General features: G+C 60.3%; 21 protein-coding genes and 2 pseudogenes. 4 read left to right on the top strand and 19 right to left on the bottom strand.

Translation table 11 applies throughout. The features are described from left to right. Position 1: 1 nt before the first annotated feature. The 14 genes from ACD590_RS32890 to ACD590_RS32825 all read right to left on the bottom strand — a co-directional run bounded on the left by ACD590_RS32890 (position 2) and on the right by ACD590_RS32825 (position 15,445). Positions 2–406 carry a type II toxin-antitoxin system VapC family toxin gene (locus ACD590_RS32890; RefSeq protein WP_018247052.1) on the bottom strand — a complete coding sequence of 135 codons (405 nt, stop codon included), beginning with the start codon at positions 404–406 and terminating at the stop codon, positions 2–4. Further along, a complete protein-coding gene (locus ACD590_RS32885) occupies positions 403–636 on the bottom strand; it encodes an AbrB/MazE/SpoVT family DNA-binding domain-containing protein (protein WP_018247053.1) in 234 nt (77 codons plus the stop codon). The genes ACD590_RS32890 and ACD590_RS32885 overlap by 4 nt, the downstream gene beginning before the upstream one ends. Positions 637–1,088: 452 nt before the next feature. Further along, positions 1,089–2,099, bottom strand: coding sequence for an Lnb N-terminal periplasmic domain-containing protein (locus ACD590_RS32880; RefSeq protein WP_439004249.1), 1,011 nt, complete (start codon positions 2,097–2,099; stop codon positions 1,089–1,091). 514 nt (positions 2,100–2,613) lie between these two features. Continuing rightward, entirely contained in the window at positions 2,614–3,660 is a 1,047-nt protein-coding gene (locus tag ACD590_RS32875; RefSeq protein WP_130654117.1) for an ABC transporter ATP-binding protein, read from the bottom strand. Positions 3,661–3,673: 13 nt separating this feature from the next. Then, positions 3,674–5,374 (bottom strand): glycoside hydrolase family 32 protein, encoded by a 1,701-nt coding sequence (locus ACD590_RS32870; RefSeq protein ID WP_247264570.1) that lies wholly within the window; start codon positions 5,372–5,374, stop codon positions 3,674–3,676. A gap of 2 nt (positions 5,375–5,376) precedes the next feature. Continuing rightward, the gene (locus ACD590_RS32865) at positions 5,377–6,270 is read right to left on the bottom strand and encodes a carbohydrate ABC transporter permease (RefSeq protein WP_018247058.1); all 894 of its coding nucleotides are present in this window, start codon (positions 6,268–6,270) and stop codon (positions 5,377–5,379) included. Continuing rightward, positions 6,263–7,195, bottom strand: coding sequence for a carbohydrate ABC transporter permease (locus ACD590_RS32860; protein ID WP_018247059.1), 933 nt, complete (start codon positions 7,193–7,195; stop codon positions 6,263–6,265). The genes ACD590_RS32865 and ACD590_RS32860 overlap by 8 nt, the downstream gene beginning before the upstream one ends. Positions 7,196–7,267: 72 nt before the next feature. Further along, entirely contained in the window at positions 7,268–8,560 is a 1,293-nt protein-coding gene (locus ACD590_RS32855) for an ABC transporter substrate-binding protein (RefSeq protein ID WP_018448914.1), read from the bottom strand. A 40-nt stretch (positions 8,561–8,600) separates the two neighbouring features. Continuing rightward, complete coding sequence (locus tag ACD590_RS32850; protein WP_439004248.1) at positions 8,601–9,611, bottom strand: LacI family DNA-binding transcriptional regulator; 1,011 nt, start codon at positions 9,609–9,611, stop codon at positions 8,601–8,603. A gap of 414 nt (positions 9,612–10,025) precedes the next feature. Further along, positions 10,026–10,532 carry a DUF995 domain-containing protein gene (locus tag ACD590_RS32845; protein WP_018247062.1) on the bottom strand — a complete coding sequence of 169 codons (507 nt, stop codon included), beginning with the start codon at positions 10,530–10,532 and terminating at the stop codon, positions 10,026–10,028. Positions 10,533–10,550: 18 nt separating this feature from the next. Continuing rightward, positions 10,551–11,489, bottom strand: a complete 939-nt coding sequence (locus tag ACD590_RS32840) for a glycoside hydrolase family 26 protein (RefSeq protein ID WP_115157764.1) — start codon at positions 11,487–11,489, stop codon at positions 10,551–10,553. A 19-nt stretch (positions 11,490–11,508) separates the two neighbouring features. Further along, entirely contained in the window at positions 11,509–13,416 is a 1,908-nt protein-coding gene (locus ACD590_RS32835; protein WP_439004247.1) for a glycosyltransferase family 2 protein, read from the bottom strand. Then, positions 13,413–14,399: a UDP-glucose 4-epimerase GalE gene (galE, locus tag ACD590_RS32830; RefSeq protein WP_130654113.1), complete on the bottom strand. Its 987-nt coding sequence runs from the start codon at positions 14,397–14,399 to the stop codon at positions 13,413–13,415. Before galE ends, ACD590_RS32835 begins: the two co-directional genes overlap by 4 nt. Next, on the bottom strand, positions 14,399–15,445 hold the full coding sequence (locus tag ACD590_RS32825) for a UDP-glucuronic acid decarboxylase family protein (protein ID WP_131647128.1): 1,047 nt from the start codon (positions 15,443–15,445) through the stop codon (positions 14,399–14,401). Before ACD590_RS32825 ends, galE begins: the two co-directional genes overlap by 1 nt. Positions 15,446–15,799: 354 nt before the next feature. Between ACD590_RS32825 and ACD590_RS32820 the strand changes: the two genes are divergently transcribed. Beyond that, a complete protein-coding gene (locus tag ACD590_RS32820; protein ID WP_247264574.1) occupies positions 15,800–16,945 on the top strand; it encodes a helix-turn-helix domain-containing protein in 1,146 nt (381 codons plus the stop codon). A gap of 16 nt (positions 16,946–16,961) precedes the next feature. Here the strand turns inward: ACD590_RS32820 and ACD590_RS32815 are convergent. Continuing rightward, a pseudogene (locus ACD590_RS32815) lies at positions 16,962–17,295 on the bottom strand (helix-turn-helix domain-containing protein); the annotation flags it as partial. On the opposite strand from ACD590_RS32815, the gene ACD590_RS32810 reads away from it, so the two are divergent. From ACD590_RS32810 to ACD590_RS32800, 3 genes and pseudogenes are all read left to right on the top strand, one after another. Next, complete coding sequence (locus ACD590_RS32810; protein WP_439004409.1) at positions 17,191–17,511, top strand: hypothetical protein; 321 nt, start codon at positions 17,191–17,193, stop codon at positions 17,509–17,511. The pseudogene ACD590_RS32815 and the gene ACD590_RS32810 sit on opposite strands and share 105 nt — an antisense overlap. Before the next feature lie 434 nt (positions 17,512–17,945). Continuing rightward, positions 17,946–18,863, top strand: a complete 918-nt coding sequence (locus ACD590_RS32805; protein WP_247264764.1) for a recombinase family protein — start codon at positions 17,946–17,948, stop codon at positions 18,861–18,863. Between the two features lie 148 nt (positions 18,864–19,011). Continuing rightward, a pseudogene (locus tag ACD590_RS32800) lies at positions 19,012–20,113 on the top strand (Fic family protein). 91 nt (positions 20,114–20,204) lie between these two features. On the opposite strand, the gene ACD590_RS32795 reads toward ACD590_RS32800, so the two are convergent. From ACD590_RS32795 to repA, 4 genes are all read right to left on the bottom strand, one after another. Next, the gene (locus ACD590_RS32795; protein ID WP_247264763.1) at positions 20,205–20,471 is read right to left on the bottom strand and encodes a DUF2277 domain-containing protein; all 267 of its coding nucleotides are present in this window, start codon (positions 20,469–20,471) and stop codon (positions 20,205–20,207) included. A gap of 1,735 nt (positions 20,472–22,206) precedes the next feature. After that, positions 22,207–23,472, bottom strand: coding sequence for a plasmid replication protein RepC (gene repC, locus ACD590_RS32790; protein ID WP_439004246.1), 1,266 nt, complete (start codon positions 23,470–23,472; stop codon positions 22,207–22,209). A 239-nt stretch (positions 23,473–23,711) separates the two neighbouring features. Continuing rightward, positions 23,712–24,752: a plasmid partitioning protein RepB gene (gene repB / locus ACD590_RS32785; RefSeq protein ID WP_439004245.1), complete on the bottom strand. Its 1,041-nt coding sequence runs from the start codon at positions 24,750–24,752 to the stop codon at positions 23,712–23,714. Further along, positions 24,737–25,954: plasmid partitioning protein RepA (repA, locus tag ACD590_RS32780; RefSeq protein ID WP_018247073.1), on the bottom strand; the 1,218-nt coding region annotated here is incomplete at its 5' end. The genes repA and repB, both read right to left, overlap by 16 nt.

Raw genomic sequence — 25,954 nt, 5'->3', positions numbered from 1 at the left:
ATCACTGAGCCGGCGAGATCAACGCGACAGTTGGGAAGTATGACCGGTACCGACCAACGTCTCGCGTTAACAGCGGAAACTGCTGAACCGCAGCATGCGCGCCGATGAAGAAATCCGGCAAGACACCCGTCCGAGAGCCACCGGCCCGGCGATACCGCGTGAAGGCCTTTCCGGCAAGAAACAGCGCCGCCCGCGGAAACGGCGCGACGACCAGTCCCGCCTCGTCGATGAACGCGTCCAGTTCCTCGATGCGCTCATAGCGGACCGCAAGTTCGGCATAAACGACATCGTTGATCAGCAGCGGGCCGGCGAGATTGGCCGCTTCGAGCTGCTCAATCGACCAGTCAGCCCAAGTTCCGTCATTGGTCACGAGATCGAGCAGGACATTCGTGTCGATGAGCGTCACACGTCACCACGGGTGAGCGCCATGATCGCGTCGGTATTGAGCCCCTCTCCGGCGTGTCCCCGAAGCTTTTGAAAGCGGCTGGTGGGCTGCTTCCTGTCAGCTCTCGTCAGTACCACACTGCCATCTGCGGTCCGATGAAAATCGACCTCGCTTCCGGGAACAATCCCGAGCAATTCTCGAACCGCTTTAGGGATGGTGACCTGCCCTTTTGCTGTGACTGTCGTCGTCATGCCGAAACCTCGTAATACCGCTTTGGTATTAGGTATTACTATCCGGTTTCGATTTCAACATCGCCGTGTGAACCTTCTTATCGTCGCATACGGAGAGATTGCCAAGCCGCCGACTAGGCCAATGTGTGCTCAACAAACGGCGCGATTTGGTCGAGGGCGTTGGCATTGTCCTTGCCGCTCGTCGACTTTCCTGACGAGGCTGGGAACGCGGCGGCGCATTTCCCACGGGAAGCTGCGGCACCCTCAGGTTGCCTCGCGAACCATGTTTGGTGCCTAGGGCTTATAAGCCACCCGCCGCACTTCTACGAAAGGCAAACCACCACCGGCTATGCTGTGCGAAAAGGTACGCTTATGGCGCTGAGCCCGGAAAGCGGCGCCTATCTTAGTCAAAATCTCCGGAGGCATTATGTTGCTGCCCTAGCCGTTTTGCTTGCTCAACGCTTCGGCGGAGGTCACAACGCGCCCTGCGGCGACGGTACGCCGACGCGAATGGCCTGCGAGAAATTCGGCGAAAGACCGTCGTCGTGCGCCCTTGCAGCGATGTGCGCGGCCGACCGCAGTTGCGACAAGGAAACCGAGGTGTCCAGCGCGCCACGGTCATAGGCGTATTCCGGCAGGTATCCGTTGACGATGAGGCGCCAGTCCGTCGGCACGGCGTCGCCTGCGACACGCATCATCTTGATGATGGTCGTCGTGCAGTTGGTCGTCAGCGAATTGTAGAAAGCGGGCGTGGCCGCAAGCGCGTTTGCGTCGGAGACGTACTCGCGCAGAAGAAGCCTCGCAGCCGCCGGCGACGCCCTCAGGCGGTAGATCTGGACGTCCTCACCGCGAAAATTGGAGCGGAGGCCGATCACATCCCTTTCGTCTGCGGCGAGGATGACCAGAGGACTGCTTTTGAAAAGGTCCGCCAGCGGTGAGAACGAACCTCCTGAAACGCGACGCACTTCGATAGACCACGCCAGATAGCGGCCGTCGTCGAAGCCGAAGCTCATGATGACATGCGCGATAGCCGGACCTGACCAGTAGGACATGAACATGTCGACGCTCTTCAGCTTGTTCAGGTCGAAACTGCGCGTCGTCCATCGTTCCGTGAAGTCGGTGGTGCTGCGCCACTCGAAATCGCGGACATTGGTCAGTGTCAACAGATCACCGTCGAATTCGCCGGTGACCTGACGTGCGACGTCCGGAGCCCACACCCCATTTGCCTGCGGTTCGATCGTGCTCCACCAGACGAGAACCAGGACGAACGCGGCCGCAAACGCGAGGACCGCACGAAGGCGTCTCCTGCCAAAGAGCGCCACGACGACGGAGGCGCCAAAAAGCCCGAACAAGATGGCGCTGGCTAGCCTGCCGACCTCGGGCACCGGCAAGCGGTACCAAAGCGCGAGCGACGTCCAGGCCGATGCAAAGGCGACAATCAACACGAGCACTGCAATGACGATCGCACGGACCGGTCGAACCATTTTGCTTTTCCAAACGAGTTTGAAGCGTCCGTCCTGATCATTGGACCCTATCGGTTTCCGGACTCGAAGCCCAGAACCTATGCGAAGCGACAGGCCGCCGGATCTTCCATTTCGGTATGCTTGAATTCCGCTGGCGTGAAGATATTCCTCCGCGAAATCATTCCTCTCCCTCGAGAGCGTCAAAGGACGAAGGGGAAGGCCCCCAACACGACGAATTCTCGCAGCTATCCGTCTTGACTCTGCGGGTCGCGTCGTCCGCAAGCGTGATCCGGAAGATGAGCGCCAGGTGATCCTTGGGGTGACGAATGAGGGGCAGTCAATGAAGGCGGAGGCGAAAGCAGTATGCCTCGAGCTCGCGACTGGCCTTGCCGTGGCAACAGATCGCCGCGCAATTGGCCAATTCGATCAGTTGAAGGGCCGAACACCCAAACCAAGACGTCGCAAGGCTGGATGGCACCGGAACCGAACCACGCCCGTCAAATGACGGACGCGGCTCGGCGGGAGGCGCCGGGGATCAGTCTATCCGATTGCCTTCGGCGGAGAAGAGGTGGATTTTCTCGGATTTGGGCGCGAGGTGGATTTGCTGGTCGGGTTTTAAATCCAGCCGCCGGTGAAGTACGATCGTTGCCGTCTGCGTGCCGATACGCACCGAAAGATGGGTCTCCGCACCGGTCGGCTCGACAGTCAGCACGGTGGCCGGAATGCCCGTCTCCGCAATGTCGAGATCTTCCGGGCGGATGCCGTAGATGCGCGCCGCGCTTTGGCTCAATTGCGGCGGAAGCGGCAGGGAAACACCGCCTTCGATACGGAAGCCGCCGTCGCTGACGCCACCCTCGAAGAGGTTCATCGACGGCGAGCCGATGAAGGCGGCGACGAAGGTGTTATCTGGGCGGTCGTAGAGATCAAGCGGCTTGCCGATCTGCTCGATGCGGCCAGCGCGCATGACGACGATCTTGTCTGCCATGGTCATCGCCTCGATCTGGTCATGGGTGACGTAAACGATGGTCGTGCCAAGGCGCTGATGCAGCTCCTTGATCTCGCTGCGCATGGTCACCCGCAGCTTGGCGTCGAGGTTGGACAGCGGCTCGTCAAAGAGGAACACTTTCGGATGGCGTACGATGGCGCGGCCCATGGCGACGCGCTGGCGCTGGCCGCCGGAAAGCTGTTTCGGCAGGCGCTCCAGCAGGGGTTCAAGTGCGAGAATGCCGGCGGCTTCGCTCACCAGCTTATCGATTGTCGCCTTATCGCGCCCCTGCAGCTTCAAGGCAAAGCCCATATTTTCGCGCACCGTCATGTGCGGATAGAGCGCGTAGGACTGGAACACCATGGCGATATCGCGCTCCTTCGGCGCGACGTCGTTGACGACGCGGCCGTCGATGCGGATTTCACCGCCACTGATATCCTCCAGCCCCGCCAGCATGCGCAGAAGCGTGGACTTCCCGCAGCCGGACGGCCCGACGAGCGTGACGAACTCACCGTCCTCGATATCCGCGGAAACCCCGTGGATAATGGAGGCCGCGCCGTATTGCTTCAGAACCCGGTCGATTGCTACCGATGCCATTGTCTGTCCTCCCTCACAGTTTCAATTGCCAGACGCCGGCCTCGGCGACGGCGCCGGTGAGCGTTGCCGAACGTGCGGCGGCAAAGCCCGGAATGCGTTTGGACCCCGTCCAGCGGCCGTTGTCAGCGAAGACCTCGATGGAGCCGGCATCGAGGAAGATGCGCAGGCTCGACGGTTTCGCGCCGGCGGCGAGGTAACGTGGCGGCGTCTTGCCGGTGCGCGCGTCGAAGACAATCGCCAGACCATCGGCATCGAGTTTCACGCCTAGATCGACATCCGGATGATCGAAGGTGAGATCGAAGGCGGCGCCCGGCTCGGTGAGATCAAGTACGATCTCGACGGCGCCGGTGCCGAGCGGCACGGTCTTGCCAGCGGCAAGCGCGGTGTCGTCCAGCAACTGATGGCGCAGGCTTTCGACGGCTGCGACCGGCGGGGTCAGCACGGTGTCACCGTCGAGAAGCACGCGGCGCGGCAGGGTCATAGTCGTCGGGAAATCGTCCTTCTTGGAAAAATCCGACCAGTTGGCGAGCCAGGCGATGCCGACCGGCTCGCCGCCATCAACGAAGGCCTGGAAGGCATAGGCATCCGAACCGAAATCCAACTCCTGCTCGAATTCCGCCGTGAAGGTGCGGCCATCGAAACCGCCGACGGTGACGGAGGTGAGGTTGCGGCGGCCGGTGGCCGGGTCGCGGCTGGTGAGCAGACCGAAGATCAGCGCCCAGCGGGTTTCTGCGTTTTTGCCGGAAAGCGCCACCATGCAGGGGCATTCCGCCGCCGTCATGCCGAAACCGTCCTCGCGATGGATGATGCCGAGGAAGGTCCAGCCATCGGCGCCTTGCGCGTCGGCGGTTTCATAGAGCAGTACGACGCCGCCCTGCCTGTCGCGGCTGCCGAGCAGCATCTTCCAGCGGCCGTCCGGGCCTTTGAAGACATAGGGGTCGCGGAAATCGGTGGTGAGGTTCAAGCCTTCCGGGCGCAGCGGCATCACGGTTTTCGACGGGCCGGCGACGATGCCGTCGCGGCTGACGGCGGAAAGCTGGATTTGCTCTTCCGGTTGCCGATCACGCACATGCTCGGTGTAGAAGACGCGGATTTCCTCGCCTTCTGGGCCGGCGCCGGGGATCGCCGAGCCGGAGAAGGCGCCGCCGCGGCCATCATCCTTTTCCGATAGATGTGCCGCCGGGAAGAGGAACATGGGCAGATGCGTCCAGCGGACGAAATCCTTCGAGACGGCATGGCCCCAGTGCATAGTGTTCCAGCGCGGCTCATGAGGATAATGCTGGTAGAAGAGGTGAGCGTTTCCGCCGAACCGTCCAAAACCGTTCGGATCGTTCATCCAGCCGAAGGGCGGGCGGAAGTGGTAGCTGTCGGGCACGTTGGGGGCGGCGGTGCGGGCATCGCTGTGCAAGACGCGGATGCCCTCCTTCATCACTATTTCCGGCCGGAAGGCATAAGCGACGGAGAGCGCTGTGGTTGTCGCATCATAGGACAGCGTGGCACGACCGCCCTTCGCGAGCGTCACAGCGAAGAACTCAAATTCCCCCGTGCGGCGGGTCGAGGGCTCGCCGATGTCGTTGCCATCAACAGCGACGAAGAGCTTCGCCTCGCCGCCGGCATGGCGCGCCTTCAGCCAGAGATGCAGCACCGTGCCTTCGGGCAGCTCCGCTTCGATGGTTTCAGGTGCTGACGTTTCGGATTTTGCCTGCAGAGTCATGATCAACCTTTCACCGCGGAGCCGACGAATGAACTGACGAACCAGCGCTGGAAAGCCAGATAGAGAATGAGGACGGGGATCATCATCAGCACCGAGGCGGCCATGGCGCGGTCCCAATAGATGCTGTCCTGTCCGAAGAAGGTGGCGATGGCGACGGCAATCGGCCGAGCATAGTCGGTCTGGGTGACCAGCGTCGGCCAGAGATACTGGTTCCAGCTTTCGATGCCCATGAGGATCGAGACCGTGGCGAGCGCCGGCAGGCTGAGCGGCATGTAGATTGACCGGTAGATGCGGAAGACCGATGCACCATCCATTTCCGCCGCTTCATAGAGTTCCTTCGGCAGCTGCGCGAAGAACTGGTAGAAGAGGAAGACATAGAGCGGGCTTGCCACCCAGGGCAGGATCTGCACCGCGAAGGTATCCGTCAGCCCCGCCCGCGACATCATGACGACGAGCGGCATGATGATGCTTTCCTGCGGGATGACATAGAGGGCGACGACCAGCGCCAAGAGCGCCGCCTTGCCGCGCAGCGAGCCCCAGGCCAGAACGAAGCCCGCCATGGAATTGATGATCAGACCCGAGACGACTGTGGCGACGAGGATCACCAGCGAATTGAAGAGATATCGGCCATAGGCCAGCTCGCCGGAGAAATGGGCGATCTCCTTGTAGTTCGACAGCGTCGGGTCGCTGACCCAGAAGGCGCGGAAGCTGCCCATGTCGGCGAGGATGCGGAAACGGTCGTCCTTCAGGCTGGCGATCAGCAGCATGAACAGCGGCGAGATCATCACCAGCGCGATGACCAGGATGCAGAGGCTCTGCACGACGCGCAGGCTTCTCTTGCCGTTGCCCCTTGCGATTGCCAGCGGGGCGGGCTGGCTCAAAGCGATATCAGACATCGAAGCGCCTCAGGAGTTTGCGTTGCAGGAGCGCGATCAGAAGAACGATGACGAAGAGGATGACGGAAACGGCCGATGCGTAGCCGAGTTTCTGCTCCTCGAAGCCGGCGCGCACCATGTAGTGGACAACGGTTTCGGTGCTTTCCTTCGGGCCGCCCTGGGTGAGGATCGCCACCTGCGTATAGAGCTTGAAGGCCTGGATGGTAGTGATGACCAGCACGAAGACATGCGTCGGGCGAAGGCCGGGCATGGTGACGTGCCAGAAGCGGCGCAGCGCGCTTGCCCCGTCGATGCGGGCGGCATCGTATAGTTCTTCGGGAATGCCCTGCAGGCCGGCGAGATAGATGATCATCTGAAAGCCATAGGCCTGCCAGGCTGAAAGCAACACGATGGAGAACATCGCCCAGTTGGGGTCGCCGAGCCAGTCGATCGGCTGGATCGTGCCGCCGGAAAGGAAACCGACGATCTGGTTGAGCGGGCCGCTCGGATACTGGAACAGCGTGCCCCAGATGACGCAGACCACCACCATGGAGGTGATCGCCGGCAGGAAGAACAGGCCGCGCAGCAGGTTTTGCATCGGCAGCTTCTGGTGCAAGAGCAGCGCGGTCAGGAAGGCGAGGCCGCACTGCACTGGCAGCACCCAGAAGGTGAAACGCGTAACGTTCCACAGCGAGGTCCAGAACAGCGGATCGGTGAAGACGCGCTCGAAATTCAGGAGGCCGACAAAGCGCACCGGCGTCGGGCGCGGCACGAGCGGCTGGTTGGTCATCGCCGTCCAGAAGGACAAGAGGAACGGCGTGATCAGGAATATCGCCAGAAGCAGAAAGGCAGGCGCGATCATCGCCATTTCCTGCCAGAGCCGCTGCTTGTCGCGGCGTTTCGCCGGACGCCGCAAAGCGGGCGTGGAGGTCTGTTGCAAAGTCATTGTTTCCTCCTCATCGGTCATCCTCCCGAGATAGTCCAGGGCCGGCCGGAGAACCGGCCCCGTCAAAACCCCTTACTGCTGCTCGTCGAAGGGCGGGTAGCCGGCGTTGTCCTCGATATCCTCGTCGATCTTCTTGGCAGCGGCCGTCAGCGCTTCCTGCGCGTCACCACCGTTGAAGATCTTGTCGACGGCTTGCATGAAGGCCGAGGTGATCGTCGGATAGGCCGGGTGCGGCGGACGGGCGATCGCGGTCTTGGAAGCCTGCTCAAAGGCGATGGCGAGCGGACCGCCTTCCGCATAGAGCGGAGATTCGGCCGCGAAGCTCTTCAGGCCCGGATAGGCGGACTGGGTCTTGGCGTATTCCCGGTACGCCTTGTCCTTCAGCAGGAAGCTCAGGAACTTGCCGGCGATCTCAGGGTTTTCCGAGGTCGCGGAAATGCCCCAGATCCAGGTTCCGTTCGGGCTCACGCCCTTGTCGCCGATCTTCGGCAGCGGCATGACGACGATATTGTCCTTCATCGCTGCCGATGCCTCCGCGTAGAACCAGTGGCCGCCCATGGCGAGCGCGGCCGGCTGTCCCTCGGCGTAGAACTGGTTGGTGCCTGACGAAGTCGGTACGACCCAGCCCTTCTTCACCCAGTCCTGCATCATCGTCAGCGCCTTGACGCAGGCCTCGCCATCGAGCGTGCCGCTGGCCTTCCAAGTCTTGCGGTCGATCAGGTCGCAGCCGGCGCTTTCGAGCAGGGGGCCGTAGGCATAGGTGATCCACTCGGTCTTGATGCCGTAACCTCGGAAGGTGTCGATCGGCCACTTCACGCCTTCGAGCTTGGAAAGCTTTTCAAGATAGCCTTCGAATTCCTCGCGGGTCCAGGCATCGTCGACCGATTTCGGAATGCGGGCGCCAATGGCTTCAAGATATTTCTTGTTGCCGTAGAGCACGACCGAGGAGTCGGTGAGGCCGATCGCATAGAGGTCCTTATCGATCGGATAGGTGCCCTGGGCGATATTCGAATCCGTCATGTCATCGAGCAGGTCCTTGTCAATGAGCGGCTTGACCGGCTGCAGATAGCCGGACCAGACGTAATTGGCGAGGAACGGAGCATCGAGTTCCATGATATCGGGCAGCTGCTTGGCCATGACGGCGGCGCTGAACTTTTCGTTATAGGCATCGTGCGGCGCGTAGATCATCTCGATATCGACATCGGGATTGGCGGCCTCGAAGCGGGTGGCAACGTCGCCATAGGCCTTCACCCAGCCGGGATCGCCCTGGTGCATAACGTGGATGACGGTCTTCGCCTCGGCAAGACTCGCGGTTGCAACCAGCGCGGCGGACGCGAAGAGACCGCAAAGTAAACGATTACCCATTCTCATTGATATTCTCCTCCTGTTAGACACTATTCGATGTTCAGACGGATGCCCGTTCGACCAGATGGAACGGCAGTTTCCGCAGATGCGGCGGTTCGGGCTGCTCGGCCAGGAGGATCTCCATGGCAAGGCGGCCCATGGCGCGGTGCGGCAGGGCCATCGTCGTCAACGGCGGGTCCAGCCGCGAGGCAAGCTCGACCTGGTTGTCGAAGCTTGCCACCGCGATATCATCCGGAATGCGAAGGCCGGCGCGGGCAAGCGCCGCATAGACTTCCATCGCCACGCGGTCATTGCCGCACAGGATGGCGTCCGGCCGTTGACCGGATTTCAGAAGCGCCTCCACATGAGAGGCAACAAGGCTTGGCGCGCGGTCGCTGTAGACTCTGCGGCGCACCGCCGGCAACACGCCGGCGGGGTCGATGCCCCCCTCCTCAAGCGCCGCACGAAACCCCATCTCGCGTAGCGTGCCGGCGAGAATGCCCGGCAGGTTGATGAAGGCGATGCGCCGGCGGCCGGCGACGAGGAGATAACGCACGATCTCCCGTGCGCCGCCCTCTTCGTCCGGCACCAGCGCGGTAACGCGGCCGGCAGCCTCGCGGCAGTTGATCATGACGCCGACGGCGCCCGCCAACCTGTCCGGCAGGGCGACATGCTTGTGGTACATTGCGGCATAAGCAACGGCGCGCGGCCGGAACTGCTGCACCTCGTCCAGCACCGAGCCGATAGACTGGCCGCTTCTGTGGTTGACCGCAAAGACCGCCATGCCGGCGCTACGGGCCGCCCCGTCGAGGCCACGTACGATCTCGGTGGCGAAGGGCGAAGTGATGAGGCCGTCGGAGACGACGCCGACCAGCGGCAGCCAGCCCTGACGCACGCCACGCGCCGCAAGGTTGGTCACATAGCCGAGTTCTTCCGCAATGGCCTTGATCTTCTGGCGCGTATCGTCGGACATGCGGGCGGAGCCGCCGTGCAATGCGCCGGAAACCGTCTTTACCGAGACGCCCGCACGTTCCGCGATGTCAGAAAGCGATACTGCCACGATCTTCACCATCCTCCTTGGGTGATCGATTACCCAATAGTGGCAGCGGACGCGTTTTGTCAAGTGGCTTTTACGTGCACTGCTCGGTGTTCCGAACACCTATCTGTCAATCGGCGCACAAAACTGACCCCTTACCGGCGTGCAATCTTGGCTCTGACGCAGATTGGGTGCAATTGACTCATGTCGCGCCGATCAGTCGGGCTTGAAGAAGATCAAGTTTTCCGCGCCCGTACATCTGGCGCTTTACCAGCTTGAGCTTGGTGATTTGCCCCTCAGTTTGTCCGTTGGACCACGATGAGACGATCGCTGCCCGGACTGCCTGTATGTCTTTGAAGCGATCTTTTATGAAAAAGGTTGCGCGCAGGCATCGGCTCCTACAAGGACACAGATGGCGCCTCGGCCGCGCGCAACCCCCCTGCTTCGCCTTTACTTGGCCTTACTGACGCTCGCCTCAATCCTCCCCAATTGAGAGCTCACGTAGTCGCCGTGGCGAAGCTTTGCGAATTCGTCGGTGGCTTGTGCCCGTCTGCTCTTGAAAACGTACCATTGACCGTCCGGTTCGCGTTTCTGATAGATCAGGCCGCCCTTCTTCCGGTGGCTGAAGCAGGTGATTGCCGTCGCCGTTCCGGTCTTGGCGTGCCAGTCGGCGTTGAAGCAGAGTTTACCCGACTCCGTGATGAACCAGCGGCCCATGCCGAAAGACGGCGAGCCGTTTTCCCGCGACCAGGCGGTAAAGCGGCGCGCCTTTGTGGAGAAGTAGCCGGCACCGGCTTTCCACATCCAGGAATTCTGGTTGTAGAGCTGATAGATTTCCGCACTGCTCATCGGCTTTGCGGTCTCGATCCCCGCAGGCTCATTGGTTCCGGCAGCGGACGCGGCCGTGGCGATACCGCTGAGGGCCACGGCCAGGAGCATTTTTTGAAGCATGGACATGTTCAGCTTCCCTCTTGTTCAATTGATGCTTTCGCGGACGACCCGCCAGTCGGGGCGGCCATAGCCGTCCGGCCACGGATAGACTTCACGGTCGTTGAAGTAGATAACGGCGCTCAGGGCCGGGAACTGGGGATAGCGTTTCGTTATGCTCTCAGCCCAGTTTCGCACGTATGAATCGTCGCCTTCGTAGCCGAGTTCGGCAACCATGATGGGCTTGCCGTAACCAGCGACACGGGCGTATCCGGGCGCAAGGTGCGCTGCAAACGTCTGGTCCTTGCCAGTCTTGTCCCTGTCGTATTGCTGCAGGCCAAAGACCGAGAGCCCGATGAGATCGACGACATCGTTGCCGGGATAAAAGGCTTGAAGCCCCTCATTACCCTTCGGTGACCACATGTATTTGGCCGTCTTCAGGTGGACCTTGCAGACCTCCACCATCCGCCGATAGGCCTTGGCATAATCGGCGCCCTGCCAATGCGACCAGGAGAACTGGCTGTCGGTTTCGTCCATTTCCTGTCCCCAGCGAATGATGACCGGACTTTTCAGCTTGGCGGCAGTCGAGCAGACGGCGGCCATGTTCGCATCGCGCGAACCGTCCAGGATGCTGTGCAGCAGTTCCTGCGAGGTTTGGCGCCAATCGGATGACCAGGTCCAGGGCTCGACCGAGATCAGCAAGGTGCGGCCACGCGCTTGCGCATAATCGTCGGCCAGGGCGAGCGTGCGCAGATCGACGTCTTCCCAGGGCAGGAAGAGGTGTTCGATCTTCGAATCGGGCGACGCGGCTAAATCTCCGTGCGGATCATAGGCGCCGAACGTGAGCGACTCCTTCGTGACGACCGGCATTTTGGTCGGCGGCGCGATGGACGATGTCGTCATCGCAAGCGGCTGCCCTTCGGCAAAGCTGCCCAGAGCGGTCGGCAGGACCGCGACTCCCGACAGCAACAGGCCGGTTAACGACAACAGGGCTATTTTGGATGGGCTAGACATTGTGTACTTCCTCCAGGCTCGGCCGCAAATCCGGGTGAGCGGCATCCGGTGTCAGTTGGATCTCTTCCGGATCGGAAATCCATCGTGGTTTGAAGAAGATCGTGCGCAGGGCGGTCCCGCCCCGGCCTGCACCGGAGGCGGCGTAGCGCTCTTCGAACAGCTGAAGGCGGCCACTGCCCCAGGCGAGTGCCTCGGCCGCATCCTTTCCGCGCATCATGGTTGCAACCCCCGGCAGCGCGACGAGCGCAAGAAGCACGGTCGCCATCGCCGGACGGTAGAAACGCGGGGCCGCCGCAATCGTATTTTCCTTCGAATGGCGCCCAACGATGACCAGAAGCAGCACGCAGTAGATTGTCGCGTTCAGGACGGTAAAGAAGTAGCCCCCCTTGGAGGCGCCGGCATGGCCGATCGCCAGGGCGGGCAATACCGCCATCAGCGCCAGCACAGCGTAGGGCGCCAGGACACGCGCCGGCAGCAGATCGACTTCGGACCGCCCTTTCGGGGTGACGCGGAAATCGACGAAGGAGCCCGTGAGAAAATCGTGCACCGCAGCCAGCGTACCGGCGAGCGCCCAGGGCCAGCGCGCGAAGAGAAAGAGCATGCATTCCCAGCTTAGGATCTTGGCGTCGTAGGGGCGGAACGAACTGCTGGCGCGCCAGCGATAAGCCATCACCACGAGAGCGATAGAAAGCGGCGCGAAATGCGTGAGGAAATCGAGATAGGTCACCGTCACGAAGTTCTGGCCGCGCAGAAGCGCGATGATCGGCATCGCAAACATGAGCAACATGAAGAACGCAAAAAGCGGATACCAGAGTTGCGAAAAGAGGAACTGCAACTTGAGCCGGGGCGGCAGCCGGCCGACGAGGCTCGGCGAGTACCGCAACAGCACCATGACCAGGCTGCGCGACCACTGGAATTCCTGCGTCACGAGATCGCTGAAGGTTCTGGGGCCGTCACCATGGGCGATGGCATCCAGCGCATGCACACCCCGCCAGCCGCCGGCATTCATCATCATTGTCGTCGAGTGGTCTTCAGCCAACTCCGGACCGAGGCCGCCGATCTGTTTCAGGGCGACGGTACGTACCGCGTAATGCGACCCTATGCACAGCGGCGCCAGGCCGCCATTGTAACCGGCTTGGAGCGAGCCATGCATGCTGGCCTCGGCATAGAGCCTTCCACGTGCCGACCAGCTTTCGGAAGCGTTCTTGTCGCAAATGCTGGGGGCCGAGACATAGCCGACGTTTGGATCGGCGAACGGACGCAGCATGTGGAAGAGATAGTCGGGCGCGGGAACATGATCCGCATCGAGTTGCGCCACGAAATCGTAGCGGCTGTAGCCGTAGTGGTCGTAAAAGAAGGCGAGGTTGCCTTCCTTGCACCGCGTGCGTCGGGGCCACGACGTCCGATGGTAATCGGATCGCCCCTTGCGGGTCGAGACGAAGACCCCGTGCCCGGAGCACCAGTCGAGAGTCTCGGGGGAAGGGTCTTCGTCGGCAAGCCAGGTGTCGTGTTCCACCTCCTGGGCAAGCATTGCCAGCAGGGTTTCACTGACGACCGAGAAGGGTTCCGCCGGCGCCTTGGTCACGACCATGGCCACTCGGCTGCCCGCCGGCAGGCGCAAGGGACCGTTCGGTCTTGCCGCCCGATAGAAGACGACGATGAAATAGGCCGGCAGAGCGGTAACCCAGGCAAGAACGAGGCTCACCGTAATTGTGCCGAAAGCATCGACGTGATGGTGCGGCTCCAGCCACCAAATCCAGAAATAGGCGAAGGCGCAGGCCCATACGGCGGCCAAGAACAAATATTCGGCCCGCCGATATCCGGTCAGAACCGGGACAAGAAACGGCTCCTGGGAGGGTTCCGGAGCATGCGTCGCTTGGTTGATCGCAAGTTCGGTCACGCGCGCACCTCCAGTCCGAAGAACGGAGCCGCCGTCCGCACGATGGTTTCGAGGTCGGAATATCGAGGCTGGAAGCAGAGTGTCTCGCGGGCCAGGCTGGCGTCGGCATAGAGGCTGGGCGGATCGCCCGGCCGGCGCGGATGGATGACGACCGGGACTTCGCAGCCGGTCGTTTCCTCGATTACGCGCAGCACTTCCCTGATGGAAAAACCCCGCCCGGTGCCGAGGTTGACAGCGAGGTTTGCTCCGCCTTTGGCGAGATGGGTAAAAGCCTGAACATGGGCGCGCGCGAGATCTGCGACGTGAATATAGTCCCTTATGCAGGTCCCGTCAGGGGTGTCGTAGTCATCGCCGAATATCTCCAGGTGCGGAATCCGGCCGGCCGCGGCCAGCAGCGCCCGCGGAATGAGATGGGTTTCCGGAACGTGCCATTCGCCAAGCTCGCCGTCCGGATCGGCTCCACAGGCATTGAAGTAACGCAGGGCAACATAACGCAGGCCGAAGGCCGCCGAATAGTCGGCGAGCATATTCTCGCCCATCAGCTTGGTCCTGCCGTAGGGATTGATCGGAGCCTTCGGCAACGTCTCATCGATCGGCAGCACGGAGGAAACGCCGTAGACGGCACAACTCGATGAGAAGATGACGTTCTGAAGCCCCGTCTGCCGGCAGGCATCGATAAGCGACAATGCACCGCAGACATTGTTGTTGTAATATTTCGCCGGGTTCTGCACGGACTCGCCCACGTAGGCCGAGGCGGCAAAGTGGATGACGGCATCGGGCGCATATTTCTCGATGGCCTCGATCAGGCATGGCGAGTCGAGGACGTCACCTTCGACGAAAGGGCCCCAGCGCACGGACGACCGGTTTCCGGTCGTAAGATTGTCGTAGACGACAGGCTCAATCCCCTCCGAGCGGAGGAGCTTGGCGGTGTGGCTGCCGATATAGCCGGCACCGCCCGTGACAAGGACCCGGGGCGCATCCATCAGACGGCCTCCAGCTCGCGTGCTGGACGGGTGAGAAGGCCATCGAAATAGTCGATCGTCTGACGCAGGCCGCTCGACAAGTCGATCTTCGGCCGCCAGTCGAGTTCCTGCATGGCAAGCGAAATATCCGGGCGACGCTGACGAGGGTCGTCAACCGGCAGAGGGCGATGGATGATTTGCGACCGGGAGCCGGTCAATCCGATCACCTGCTCGGCCAGCTCCCGGATCGTGAATTCGCCCGGATTGCCGAGATTGACGGGCCCCGTCAGCGACGACGGCGAGGCCATCATGCGGACCATGCCGCCGATGAGATCATCGACGAAACAGAACGAGCGGGTCTGCGAACCGTCGCCATATATCGTGATGTCTTGCCCCGTCAGGGCCTGAACGATGAAATTCGAGACGACGCGGCCGTCGTCCGGACGCATCCGCGGGCCGTAGGTGTTGAAGATGCGGATGATCTTGATCTCGACGCCGTGCGTGTTGTGGAAGTCGAAGAACAGCGTCTCGGCGCACCGCTTACCCTCGTCATAGCAGGAGCGCGGCCCGAACGAATTGACGTTGCCCCAGTAGCTTTCGACTTGCGGATGGACGTTCGGGTCGCCGTAGACTTCGGAGGTGGATGCCTGGAGGATGCGTGCGCCGGTGCGCGCGGCCAGCTCCAGAAGGTTGAGGGAGCCCAGCACGCAGGTCTTCGTCGTATGGACCGGATCGGCCTGATAATGCGGGGGCGATGCCGGGCAGGCGAGGTTATAGATCTCGTCGACTTCCAGATCGAGTGGCTGGACGATATCGTGGGCGACGACATTGAAGCGATCGACGCCCCTCAGATGGGCGATATTGCGCCGCATGCCGGTGGAAAAGTTGTCGAGGCAGATCACCTGGTGTCCGGCGGCCAAAAGCGTCTCGCACAGATGTGATCCGAGGAAACCTGCACCGCCGGTGACAAGAACTCTCTTGGGCGCACGAGATTTTCCGGATGAATAACTTGCGTCATGAGACGAAGCTTGCGCAGAGCGCGCACGAATCTTACCAAGGTAGTTCATGACTATCCCCCGTGTTTTTCAGCTTTTTCTGTGGAATTTTCTATATTTACTTCGGCATTGTGCGAAACTAAGTCGTTCTATCAGGCGAATGCTTTATTATTCCGGTTTTTCTTTTGGAAAGAACCGATGTTTATTTAGATACAGCCAAGGGAGGCAATTGTCGTTATCCCCACATCCTGAAAATTATCGCTCCGTACATTTCTGAGCGGAAAGGAATATGATAAACAACTTATGGAGGTGGCTCGTCGGGCACTTCCGCTTTTTCAGACAGAGTTCTCCGGGGATTTCAGCCGCAAAAACAATTGCTTTTCTGAATTTCCATGGCTTGGGTCGGGTTATGCGCTGGAGGAATTAATGGCTACAGGGTCTGAATCCGACGATGATCCTGCCGCGGAACTGCGGCCGGCGCAGATGGAGCGGCGGCGCTGGGCACGTGAACCGGCCATGCGCAAGGAACGACCACCCCATGCCTCCCCCGCACTCGTGCCACTGCGATTCTCGACGCAGGACCTGCCACCGGCAGAACAATTCCAGGCCTGGCGGGCACATATGGCGCCGCTCGTGGATGTTCATTTGCCGGAGGGAAAATCACCGGAAGACGGGTTCCTCGCGGAGCAGATCGGCTGGCATCTCGGCAATATCCTCATCGTCCAGCAGCGCGCGCAGGCCCACAGATATATCCGCGATCAGGCCATGCTTCGATCGAGCCCCATCGACCATTGGAACGTCGGCCTGCACCGCAGCGGCCAGGCCTGGACCGAGGTCAACCGTCGTGTCACCGAGACCGGTGCCGGCGAGATATTGTTCATGTCTCTCGGCAGCCCCTATCGCGGACGGATGACAGATACCGAAGCTTTGCTCGTGTTCCTGCCGTATGAGCTGCTGGCGCGCGATGCGAGCCTTCTCCAGAGCGCCGGCAACACGGTTCTCTCGGGCAGCCACGCCGAGTTGCTCTCGGGCTATCTCACGGGCCTCGAAACGAACCTCGGCAATCTGACGATAGAGGAAGTGCCCCGGATCATCCAAACCATCGGCGATATGGTCGTTGCGGCCGCCGCATCGTCCGCAAAAACTGATACCGGTCAAAACCAGACCAACATGGGACTGATGGAGCGGGCGCACCGCTACATTCACGTCAATCTCCATTCGGAAAAGTTGACACCGGACATGATATGCCGCGCGTTGGGAATTTCGCGTACGCGGCTTTACCAGCTGTTTGAGGCGAGCGGAGGCGTGCTCAATTATATTCGCAAGCGGCGATTGCTGCAGGCCTATGCGGATCTCAGCAATTCGGCCGACTACAGGCCGATTTCAGAAATCGCAGAAGCCGCCGGTTTCGAGGTCGCCGCCAATTTTACGCGCGCCTTCATCCACGAATTCGGGCTGAGCCCGCGTGAAATCCGAAGGACAGTGGCAACCCAACAGCGGCCGGCTCCGGCCATCAGCTCCACGCGGCGCTACGGAAAAACGATCGGTGATTGGCTGGCCCTGACGGGTTGATTCGGCATGCCGCTTGCTAAGGACCGTTTCTCAGCTGAGCCCGAAACCTCCCCCTCCCCGTCATCTCCCGCAAGCCGAGCTCCCCCACAATCCGCCGCGCCGCCTGGCGGCGTCACCCCGAGCGCTTTTTCGACCACGCCTGCCGAGACAAGCGGTTTTGCCATGACCCGCTCCGGCAGCTTTGACGACGTCGGCCTCCCATCCAGCTTCCGTTCAATCACCAGTCGCGTCGGCGCCAGCCGGTCATGCTCCTTCAGTCCGATTTCGGCAGCCGCATTCAGCCCCTGGGCAATGGCCAGCAGCCGGGTTTCGCGATCGCGATGCCCGCGCTGATCGAAGGGAATGGGACGGCCACATCGCGGGGCGTCGTGGAGGACAAGGTCCTCGAGGTGGACGAGTTCGCCGCCGAGCCACAACCAGGTGCAGGCGTCAATGAAGTGGGATCGTTCGATCCAGCCCACACCGACCGGCGAATGGGCGATGCGCCCGTCGAGACGCACCAGCGCGATCCCGGCGTCCGGAATCGGCCACAGGAGGCTGGTCAGGTGATTTTCGTAGAAACGTAACACATTGACATCATGGTAAACGCGTCCTTAATTGGAAGTGATCTCCGGCATTACTTCCGCGATCGCTGACGATCACGACAGCGGCGTTTCACTTCCGATAACTACCAATTGTCGATGGTGACGCGATCAAAGTCCGCGCAATTCCCTTTCGGCTGCTCTTGGCTCGAAGATTTGGCGGCGGGTTTTCAGCGTCAAAGCCTGCAGTCGAGCAAGAGGCTGTACCTAACCTCCTCCAGATCCTCGGATTTCGGGCTCTTTGCCCATGGCAAGCCCCCAGCGCGTGTTCTCGGCCTCCGATGAGCCGTCCTCCATCTCGACCTCGTTTCCGCGCCCGACGGCTTCCTATTCTGATCATAAAACACGCTTGCAAAGGAACGTTTACTGACGCATGCATTATCTGTACAAACCGCCGCTATAAACGACATGGGAGTTCCATGGCGAGGCCCGCAATCCCCAATCCCCGTCCTGCTCCCCAGAGGCTGATTGGATACGCGCGTGTGTCGACAGAAGACCAGATCAACGACGCCCAGGTGGACGAGTTGCGAGCGGCTGGTTGCTATCGCATCCATCAGGAGCACGGATCCGGGGCATCAAGGGTGAGGCCCATCCTGAGGAAGCTTCTCCGCGAACTTGTCGCGGGCGACGTGCTCGTTGTCGTCCGACTGGATCGGCTGGCGCGTTCCGTTAGCCATTTGCTTGCTGTCATCGAAGACCTAGAGAAAAGGGGCGTTCACTTCCGGTCCCTCCGCGATCCAATTGATACCTCGACGCCGCAAGGCATGTTTTCTCTGCAGGTATTGGGTGCCGTAGCCCAGCTCGAGCGTGCGCTCATCGCAGAGCGAACCAAAGCCGGCATGATGGCGGCTAAAGCGCGGGGGCGGCTCGCCGGCAATCCAGGACTTCGCGAGCGGCGACCGGAAGCTGTCCGTGCTGCCTCTGCCGCTCGCAATCGGGCCTATCTGGACGAACTGATTTCATCGGCGCAGACATGGTTGCCGACTGTTCGCAAGCTGCGGCCGCAACATAGTTGGGACAATGTGGTGCTGATCCTTAATCGCAAAGGCCACAGCTGGACGGTCGAACGCTTGCGCCGGGCAGTTCACCGGATGGTACGCGAAAAGCTTGCCGAGCCAGAACTGCTCGCCCGCTCTCCTCGGCGGCCGCCGGAGGACAATCTGATGAAGCTGGTCGCCGCGATCGCGATCGCCGATCCCGACCTATCGCTTCGAGAGATTGCTGCGCAGTTGGATCAGATGCATGAGCGACCGCCGCGTGGTGGCCGGAAATGGCAGCCTTCTTCAGTGAGGGCGCTGTTGGACGAAGCGCGCCGCTTCGGACTCATACGCTTATGAGTGCTGGTCGTGACGCGGCTGAACGAGGCGCGCTTGATTGGCGACATATGGTTTGCCGCCCTTTGGATATAGTCGATTCCAACCTTTCAAGGTGCTCTCTGGGTCTCTGCGACAGCCTTCGGTGAGTTATAGAAAGGGCGCCTAACTCATGAAATGGAACTGGACGCACGAAGGCTGGCCGCATTTCATCTGATCATGCGCCACCTGAACCACTCGAAAGCCAATTCCTTCTGTCATCGGGGGAAGTGATCGGCGCAGTCCGTCATGTCAGCGATGAGGAACGCAATCTGCTTCGTATTGAGCTATTAGGCGACGATGCAGCGAAAACCTCCCAGATTGAGGGCGAACTGCTTGATCGGTTGAGCGTGAATTCCTCCTTGCGCCGCCAGTTTGGCCTCGATGTCGACAATCGGCCATCAACGCCGCAAGAGCGCGGCATCGCGGAAATGATGCTCGATGTGTACGACACTTGGTCCGCCCCGCTCAACGACGAAACCCTGTTTCGCTGGCACGGCATGATGATGACAGGCAATCGCCATCTTGGAGCGATCGGCGCATATCGAACGCATGAAGATGCCATGCAGATTGTGCCCGGCCGTCTGGACAATCCGACCGTCCACTATGAAGCCCCACCATCAAGGCGGGTCCCCGCGGAAATGGCGGCCTACACCAAGTAGTTCAACAAAACGGCGCCACCCCGTTAACTCCCCTTGCCCGATCTTACCCGTGCCCGCATCGGTCATTTGTATTGCGAAAGCATCCATCCATTTAAAGATGGAAATGGAGGGCTTGGCCGAGCGCGCGCTGAAAAATCGCTTGCCCAAAATATCGGGCAAACCGAGCTTTGATTGCGTTTGTCCACACGATCGAGGATGGCCGGAAAGCCTATTACGATCAGCTCGAACGGCATCAGCGCACGCTCGATATCACCGAATGGCTGTGTATTTTGCGGGAACCATCCTTGATGCGCAACAGACCACCTTGACGCGGGTGGCCCTCTATATCCGCAAGGCGCAATTCAATGACCGGTTCCACGGGCAATTCAACGACCGCCAGGAGAAGGCCATCGCTCGGATGTTCCAGAAAGGCCCTGGGGGTTTAAAGGTGGACTAAGCGCTGAGAATTACATTTCGATCAGGCGGACCTCGCGAGCGACAGCGACGCGCGATCTTCATGACTTGTTGGAGAGAGATGCGCTCACGCGCACCGGCGAACGCCAGCATGCACGCTACGCACTAAATCTGCCCTGATTACGAATAAGAGACAGACTCAACCGCCGCGTCCCCTTTGGACAAAGGACCGAAGAGGCTGAACCAGCTGCCCTACACGCGGGCCTCAAAATCATGCAAACCGGGTCAGGTTTCTCGACCGCGCTTTTGCGGCTACTTCCTCGCGATTGTGCGGCGGATGTGAAGTCTCGAGCGAATCGAGCAATTCGCGCGCGCATGCGGCGATTGAAACGACTGCGTGTTCAAATGCTGCCTCGTTGCGTTTCGACGGCTTGGTCGTTCCACTCAGCTTTCGTACGAACTGTAATGCCGCATCACGTATTTCCTGATCGGTCGCCGGCGGATCGAAATTGAAAAGTGGTTTTATGTTTCTGCACATGGACTGCTCCCAGTCATCTCCGCTTAACACGTGGCCTAGGGCCGGCCGGACGGTGGCTCATCTGCGCCGGGAGATTTCAAAACACGATGCGCCTTCTCTCGGTGCGACCACTTCCCGTGCCCATCCCATCCTCGCCTCCCCCTCGATCCGACAGTCCTACCCCTCCGTCGCTCGGGCTGACAACACCTAGATAACGAAAAAGACGCCATAAGTCATTCTGTCAGCCACCGCTCCTGGCATCGGGTGCATGCGCAATGGCGTCGAGGTCACCATTGACGCTGATTTTGCAGCCTGCGTCGGATGGTTCCATGTCCCTTTTGCCTTGAACGTCAGACCGCTCGGCACTAACCCATAACGTCGAAGCCCCGGAAGCTGTCTCGCCAAAAGGTAACAGCTGTTACCTTTTGGACCCCGGCTATCAAGATCGCCTCGATCGCCCAACACGAGCTGCAGAAATTTTAACATTGATGCCACCGCAAACGCGCTTGTCGAGCGACCCTGCCCCTTCCCTCTCTGTCCCAAAGTTATTGTCGCTGCCATCGCTCCGTGCATTAAGTGCACAGCACGCCACGCGCCATTGGTGACATCGTTTGACCGCCCGCGTCGGATCCTTCCACGGCCCACATGTTTAAAACGTCAGACCGCTCGGCACTTACTCGTAACGGCCGAAGTCCCGGAAGCTGTCTCGCTTTTGGTGATTGAGCGTTTTCAAGGAGGAGAAGGGTCATGCTTGTCGGCCGCACCACCCAAAAGGTAACAGCTGGTACCTGAGCCCATCGGATCAAGGTCGCCTGACTCGTCGAACCCGAGGGCAAAAAAATTGGCATTGATGCCCAGCGAAGTGGGTGTCGACCGGATCCTGCCTCGGCCCTCCATAAGTGGATAGGCAGACTACGTTCGACAGGGGAGGGAGAACGAGGTGGCGATAGGTAGCCCCCGCCCGTCCATCTCTCCCCGCGGCGAGGCAGCCTGCAGCACCCGGCCCGCGCAAACGCCATTACCGGCCTTCCTGCAACCTCTTCTGCTCGGCGGGTGCCGCACATGCCGACTGCCTCTCCGTCCTTTAGGCAGCAATACGCAATGATCTCCGGACGGGTCACAAGCTGGCCGAACCGGGCAGGGCTTCTTGAATGAACATTCGGAGACCACCTTTCGTCACGGCTCTCACTCATTCTCTCCCTGATCAACGTCCATTGCTGACCCCGTTGGCTGGCCAAAATGTCCGAACAAGGGAACCGCCCAGAATCATGGATGCTGTGCGCTCGGCCTCGCTCAATGCCCTCGACACGCGCCACCCCGCTCCTTAGAATTCGTTTACGCCCTCCAACACCCATGTTCTTCTTCGAGCCGAGTGGCTCCAAGAACGCGCAAAGATTTCGCCTCCGATCGGCAACACATTCAGAACGGAGGGTGCCCCGGATAGGCAGGTTAGGTCTCAATGAACAGGAGGAATGGGACTCCCCAGCCTCAGCTATGTCAGCCTGTCCTTCAGGGCAGTTGTACCGCCCTCGCCGTCTTGCGGAAGCCAGATGGACTATGGCTGCACGACGGCGGGCGCAAACCGATACCTGGCGAAACGACCGCTCTTTGTGGATACACCCGCCTCATTGCCGCTCAAGCGACCCAGATGGCGAAGCCACACCCGGAAATCGAACTATTCCTGTAGCGGCGTCAAGGTAAACCTCGTCGCCGGTTCCGCATGCCCAAGCGCGGAGTAACAGCTGTTACCTTTCGCCTATCTATCCCGTGTATTCATCCTGCTTTCGGCAAGACCGTAAAGGCTTTTTGAAAGGTGAAGACTCCCATCGACCGCCCGGTCGACCATTGCACGGAAATAGCCCCCCGGCTTTGCAATCAGCTCCGGGTCACGCAAAGATTTTTCGAGCACAGTCGCCAAGATGGCGGACGCAGCATAACGGCCGACCCTCCCTACACCGTCTACCCATGCAGCCTCCGAAAGGCCGATCATGCGCCGCATCATTTCCGCCGCGCCGACAACATCGGACCAGCCGTCAAACTCCACACTGACACATTCCTGCGCCGCGCGGCACCCAACCTGCAGCAAGCCAACCGGCACCGCAGCTAAAACAGCACCCTGGATATCACCAACCGCCTTCTCCGCCTGCCGCAATCGGGATTGCGTGTCACCAACCGCCGCTTCAGGCTTATTTTCATAAGCCATTTCGACGGCGGAGCCGTCGTCAGTTTGTTTGATGTCTCGCTCGGAAGAGCGAGTCCGTTCATTACTTTCAGAAAGGTCTTTAGGGGTTGTAATTATAATGGAGGTGACGCCAATGTCACCCGCGCATGACATATTATGCTCACCGAAGCGAACTTCGGCATATTCAAGAACCTCGGAATGCAGTGATTCGAGCTTGCTTGCTTGCTCAGCGCGGCTCACCATCGTCTCCATGATCGCCTGTGCAGCGCACCTCCAGCTATCCGCCTTCTCCGGGAATGCTTCGCAGGCATCGATGATTGCCCTGGAAAACCGCGTAACCGCACGCCGCGCATCCTGGGTAGCCTTCAGTTCCCTTTGATAGTTGTCAACGCTCTCCTTGATCTCCGCAAGCCGCACGCGCGCCGGCGTAAAATCGAGCCCGAAGCCGCTGGCAACCATCCCGTCATTGTCGCGGTACACGAAGCGCCGGCCCGTTGGGCTGTCGCGGTAGGCCGCGATCCCAGCTTCAACGATCCTGCGGAGGCACCGCGTAACCGTGCGCTCGGAGCGCAGCGTGTATTCTGCGAGCTTGGCGTTCGAAATTGCAACGATCGGCCTGCCGGCCCCTTTCCAGTCATCGCCGCGCGAGAGGCCAAGGAGAATGTCCAGGACATGATAGGTCGTGCCGTCGATCCCAAGGATCGGCGCTGCTTTCTTCAACAGGAGGGAGATCTCCGATTTCGAGGTGTCTGGTATGTCGTTGGCCATCGCCATTCGCGCGCTTGCGAGAATGGCCGGACTGACGCGTCTGAACGATGCGATTGCCGTTGCTTCTGTCATTAGCTAGCCTGCCCGCAGCGCCTTAGCGTGCGGCTCCATCGAGATTCTTGTTGATGAAAGCCAGCAGACGGGCACAGTTTTTCGTTCCCAGCTGTTACGCGGGGGTTGATTGTGCCAGCGGTCCGTCATAGAATCAGTTTGTTAGAGCTGATGTCGACGGGACGTTTTCGTACTGTCGGCTAGGATTTTAAGGGTTCGCCGATTGCCGTCGGTGAGCCCTTTCCTATTTCTGAACCAGCCTACCGCATCGGCGTCTCCCCGTTTTGTTGCCGGTACTCGTCCACCAATGCCGGAAGCTTTTCGATGAGCCAGGCCGACAGGCCTGGCATCTTGCTTTCCGGAATTGTAATGAGCGTTGAGGAACGCGAGGATTTCGCGGTAATCACCGCGCCGCCACCGATCTCGATCTCTTCGCCGCGATCTCCGCTGGCTGCCTTGTGTTCCAGGGCGTTCATGAGCGCGGCGAAGCGCTGATCGCTTGGGGACGCAACCCATGTCCTCGTCGACGTCACCTGGTCAATGATAACCTGGGCTGCGGCCGGAGCCCTACCGTCCTTGAAATGGGCGGCGAGCTTTTCCCACTTCGGCCGGCCAATTGAAGGCGCCGAACCGATCCTGGCGATCAGTTCGGCCGGGAACTGTTCTGCGATCCCAATCAGCATCGAAATATAGGTCAGCTTGCCGTCTGCCCTGCCGAGGGCGGCAGCAATCGTCTCCCGGCGGAAGCCGCGCGACTTGAGGGTTGCAGCAAACAGCGCCTGCTCGATGAACGAGAGATTGGCGCGTTCGGTATTCTCGATCCCTTGAGCGACCACCAACTCGTCGTCGGTGAGCTCACGGATGATCGCTTTTACCGGCCGTTCAAGAATCTGACAGGCCCGCAAACGCCTATGGCCATAAGCGACCTGAAAGTAGCCTTGCTTGTCAGGGGAGGGGCGAACGAGGATGGGAAGTCTCTGGCCGCTTTCGCGGATGCTCTCAACGAAACCCTGAAATAACGGATCTCCCTCGATGTCGAGGCGATCCCTGACAAAGGAGGGAACGACATGGGCGGAGTCAATTTCGACAATTGCTTCAGAACCGCTCAGTTGTTCACGAAGGCGGTCGTTCTCCTCTTCCACGGCGACAAAGGCCCGGTCCATCGACTTGACGGCCCCAGATCCAACTTTGACCGCGGGACCTGCCGAGATCTGTTTGGCAAGCTCAGCGGAATCGACATTCCCAAAAAGGGTTTTCATCCGATTGGAGCGTTCTTTGGCATTGGTCATGACCGTCCCCATACCGATTTGATGTGGTTGAAGATCTCGAGATTGACAGCATCGACGGAGTCCAAGGCGCGTGTGAGGGTGTCACGACCGACAGAACCGCGTGCCATTTCGTAAAGGCTCTTCTTCTCCAAGCCGGCGCTGGCGATTGCCGTCGTGTCCACCACGGCTGGCGCCAGCACGTCCTCGCCAAACAGTGAGCGCAGCAGTGCGACGACATTCACCTGAGGAACATCGTTCGGATTATGCCTAGTGATGACATATCGAATGAAATCGTGTTCAAGAATACCGCCACGTTCCTCGATCACGTGCATGACATCGCTCAACATTGCCAGGAACTGGTTCATGCTGGCGACGTCGATCATCGCCGGATGAACGGTGATCAGCAGCGAGGTGGCGGCACAGAGAGCGCCCAGCGTAAGATAACCCAGCTGCGGCGGCGCATCGATCACCACGACATCATAGTCGTCCGCAACGCTGTTTATGACGGCGCCGAGCCGCCGGAAAAAGATCCCGTCGCCGCGGCCGCCGCCGCTTGCAATCGCCTGGGGCGTCTCATGCTCGTATTCCATGAGTTCCAGGTTGCCCGGTATCAGATCGATGCCGTCAAAATAGGTATTGCGGATGATGTCGCGCATCGGCCGTCGGTTGTCTTCGTCATAGCGAATGGCCGCATAAATGGTCTCGTTCTCGCTGACATCGAACTCGGGCTGATAGCCAAACATGGCCGACAATGATGCCTGCGGGTCGAGATCGATTGCCAGCACTCGCAAACCGGCCAGCGCGAGATAATGGGTAAGATGGACGGTCGTCGTCGTTTTGGCGGATCCGCCCTTGAAGTTTGCAACCGCGATGACCTGCAGCTTCTCGCCGGGACGCCGGCGCGGCAAGAAATCCAACGCTTCCACAGGACGTTTGGCTGCCAGGTATCGTCGGAGTTCATTGACCTGGGCCAGCGTGTAGCTCCTGCGGCCATTCTCCAGCCGCTCCGGCATTGCACCTTCGCCGTCCAACGACATTTGGCGGAGGGTCGATTCTGCGATCCCGAGCATGCTGGCAACGTCGCGTGATGTGAACGTGCGCAACGATTTCATCGCTTCGGGCGGATACATATGTGTCCGAAGCGACTGCAACTGCGCTGACAACATCTGCGCTTGGCGTGTAATCTTCGCAGCGGAGGATTCGCTCGTTTGCTTGCGTGTCGTCATCTGATCCAT

The sequence above is a fragment of the Rhizobium sp. 862_C5_N1_2 genome (assembly GCF_051811205.1).
Lineage (GTDB): Bacteria > Pseudomonadota > Alphaproteobacteria > Rhizobiales > Rhizobiaceae > Rhizobium > Rhizobium leguminosarum.
The sequence above is the reverse complement of the archived record's forward strand: the minus strand, read 5'-3'. Positions and strand labels throughout refer to the sequence as shown.

Bases quoted from the DNA above. Each gene is read 5' to 3' on its own strand.
- ACD590_RS32885 (WP_018247053.1), bottom strand. From the start codon at position 636: ATGACGACGACAGTCACAGCAAAAGGGCAGGTCACCATCCCTAAAGCG.
- ACD590_RS32880 (WP_439004249.1), bottom strand. From the start codon at position 2,099: ATGGTTCGACCGGTCCGTGCGATCGTCATTGCAGTGCTCGTGTTGATT.
- ACD590_RS32875 (WP_130654117.1), bottom strand. From the start codon at position 3,660: ATGGCATCGGTAGCAATCGACCGGGTTCTGAAGCAATACGGCGCGGCC.
- ACD590_RS32870 (WP_247264570.1), bottom strand. From the start codon at position 5,374: ATGACTCTGCAGGCAAAATCCGAAACGTCAGCACCTGAAACCATCGAA.
- ACD590_RS32865 (WP_018247058.1), bottom strand. From the start codon at position 6,270: ATGTCTGATATCGCTTTGAGCCAGCCCGCCCCGCTGGCAATCGCAAGG.
- ACD590_RS32860 (WP_018247059.1), bottom strand. From the start codon at position 7,195: ATGACTTTGCAACAGACCTCCACGCCCGCTTTGCGGCGTCCGGCGAAA.
- ACD590_RS32855 (WP_018448914.1), bottom strand. From the start codon at position 8,560: ATGGGTAATCGTTTACTTTGCGGTCTCTTCGCGTCCGCCGCGCTGGTT.
- ACD590_RS32850 (WP_439004248.1), bottom strand. From the start codon at position 9,611: ATGGTGAAGATCGTGGCAGTATCGCTTTCTGACATCGCGGAACGTGCG.
- ACD590_RS32845 (WP_018247062.1), bottom strand. From the start codon at position 10,532: ATGTCCATGCTTCAAAAAATGCTCCTGGCCGTGGCCCTCAGCGGTATC.
- galE (WP_130654113.1), bottom strand. From the start codon at position 14,399: ATGGATGCGCCCCGGGTCCTTGTCACGGGCGGTGCCGGCTATATCGGC.
- ACD590_RS32825 (WP_131647128.1), bottom strand. From the start codon at position 15,445: ATGAACTACCTTGGTAAGATTCGTGCGCGCTCTGCGCAAGCTTCGTCT.
- ACD590_RS32820 (WP_247264574.1), top strand. From the start codon at position 15,800: ATGGCTACAGGGTCTGAATCCGACGATGATCCTGCCGCGGAACTGCGG.
- ACD590_RS32810 (WP_439004409.1), top strand. From the start codon at position 17,191: ATGCTCCTTCAGTCCGATTTCGGCAGCCGCATTCAGCCCCTGGGCAAT.
- ACD590_RS32805 (WP_247264764.1), top strand. From the start codon at position 17,946: ATGGCGAGGCCCGCAATCCCCAATCCCCGTCCTGCTCCCCAGAGGCTG.
- ACD590_RS32795 (WP_247264763.1), bottom strand. From the start codon at position 20,471: ATGTGCAGAAACATAAAACCACTTTTCAATTTCGATCCGCCGGCGACC.
- repC (WP_439004246.1), bottom strand. From the start codon at position 23,472: ATGACAGAAGCAACGGCAATCGCATCGTTCAGACGCGTCAGTCCGGCC.
- repB (WP_439004245.1), bottom strand. From the start codon at position 24,752: ATGGGGACGGTCATGACCAATGCCAAAGAACGCTCCAATCGGATGAAA.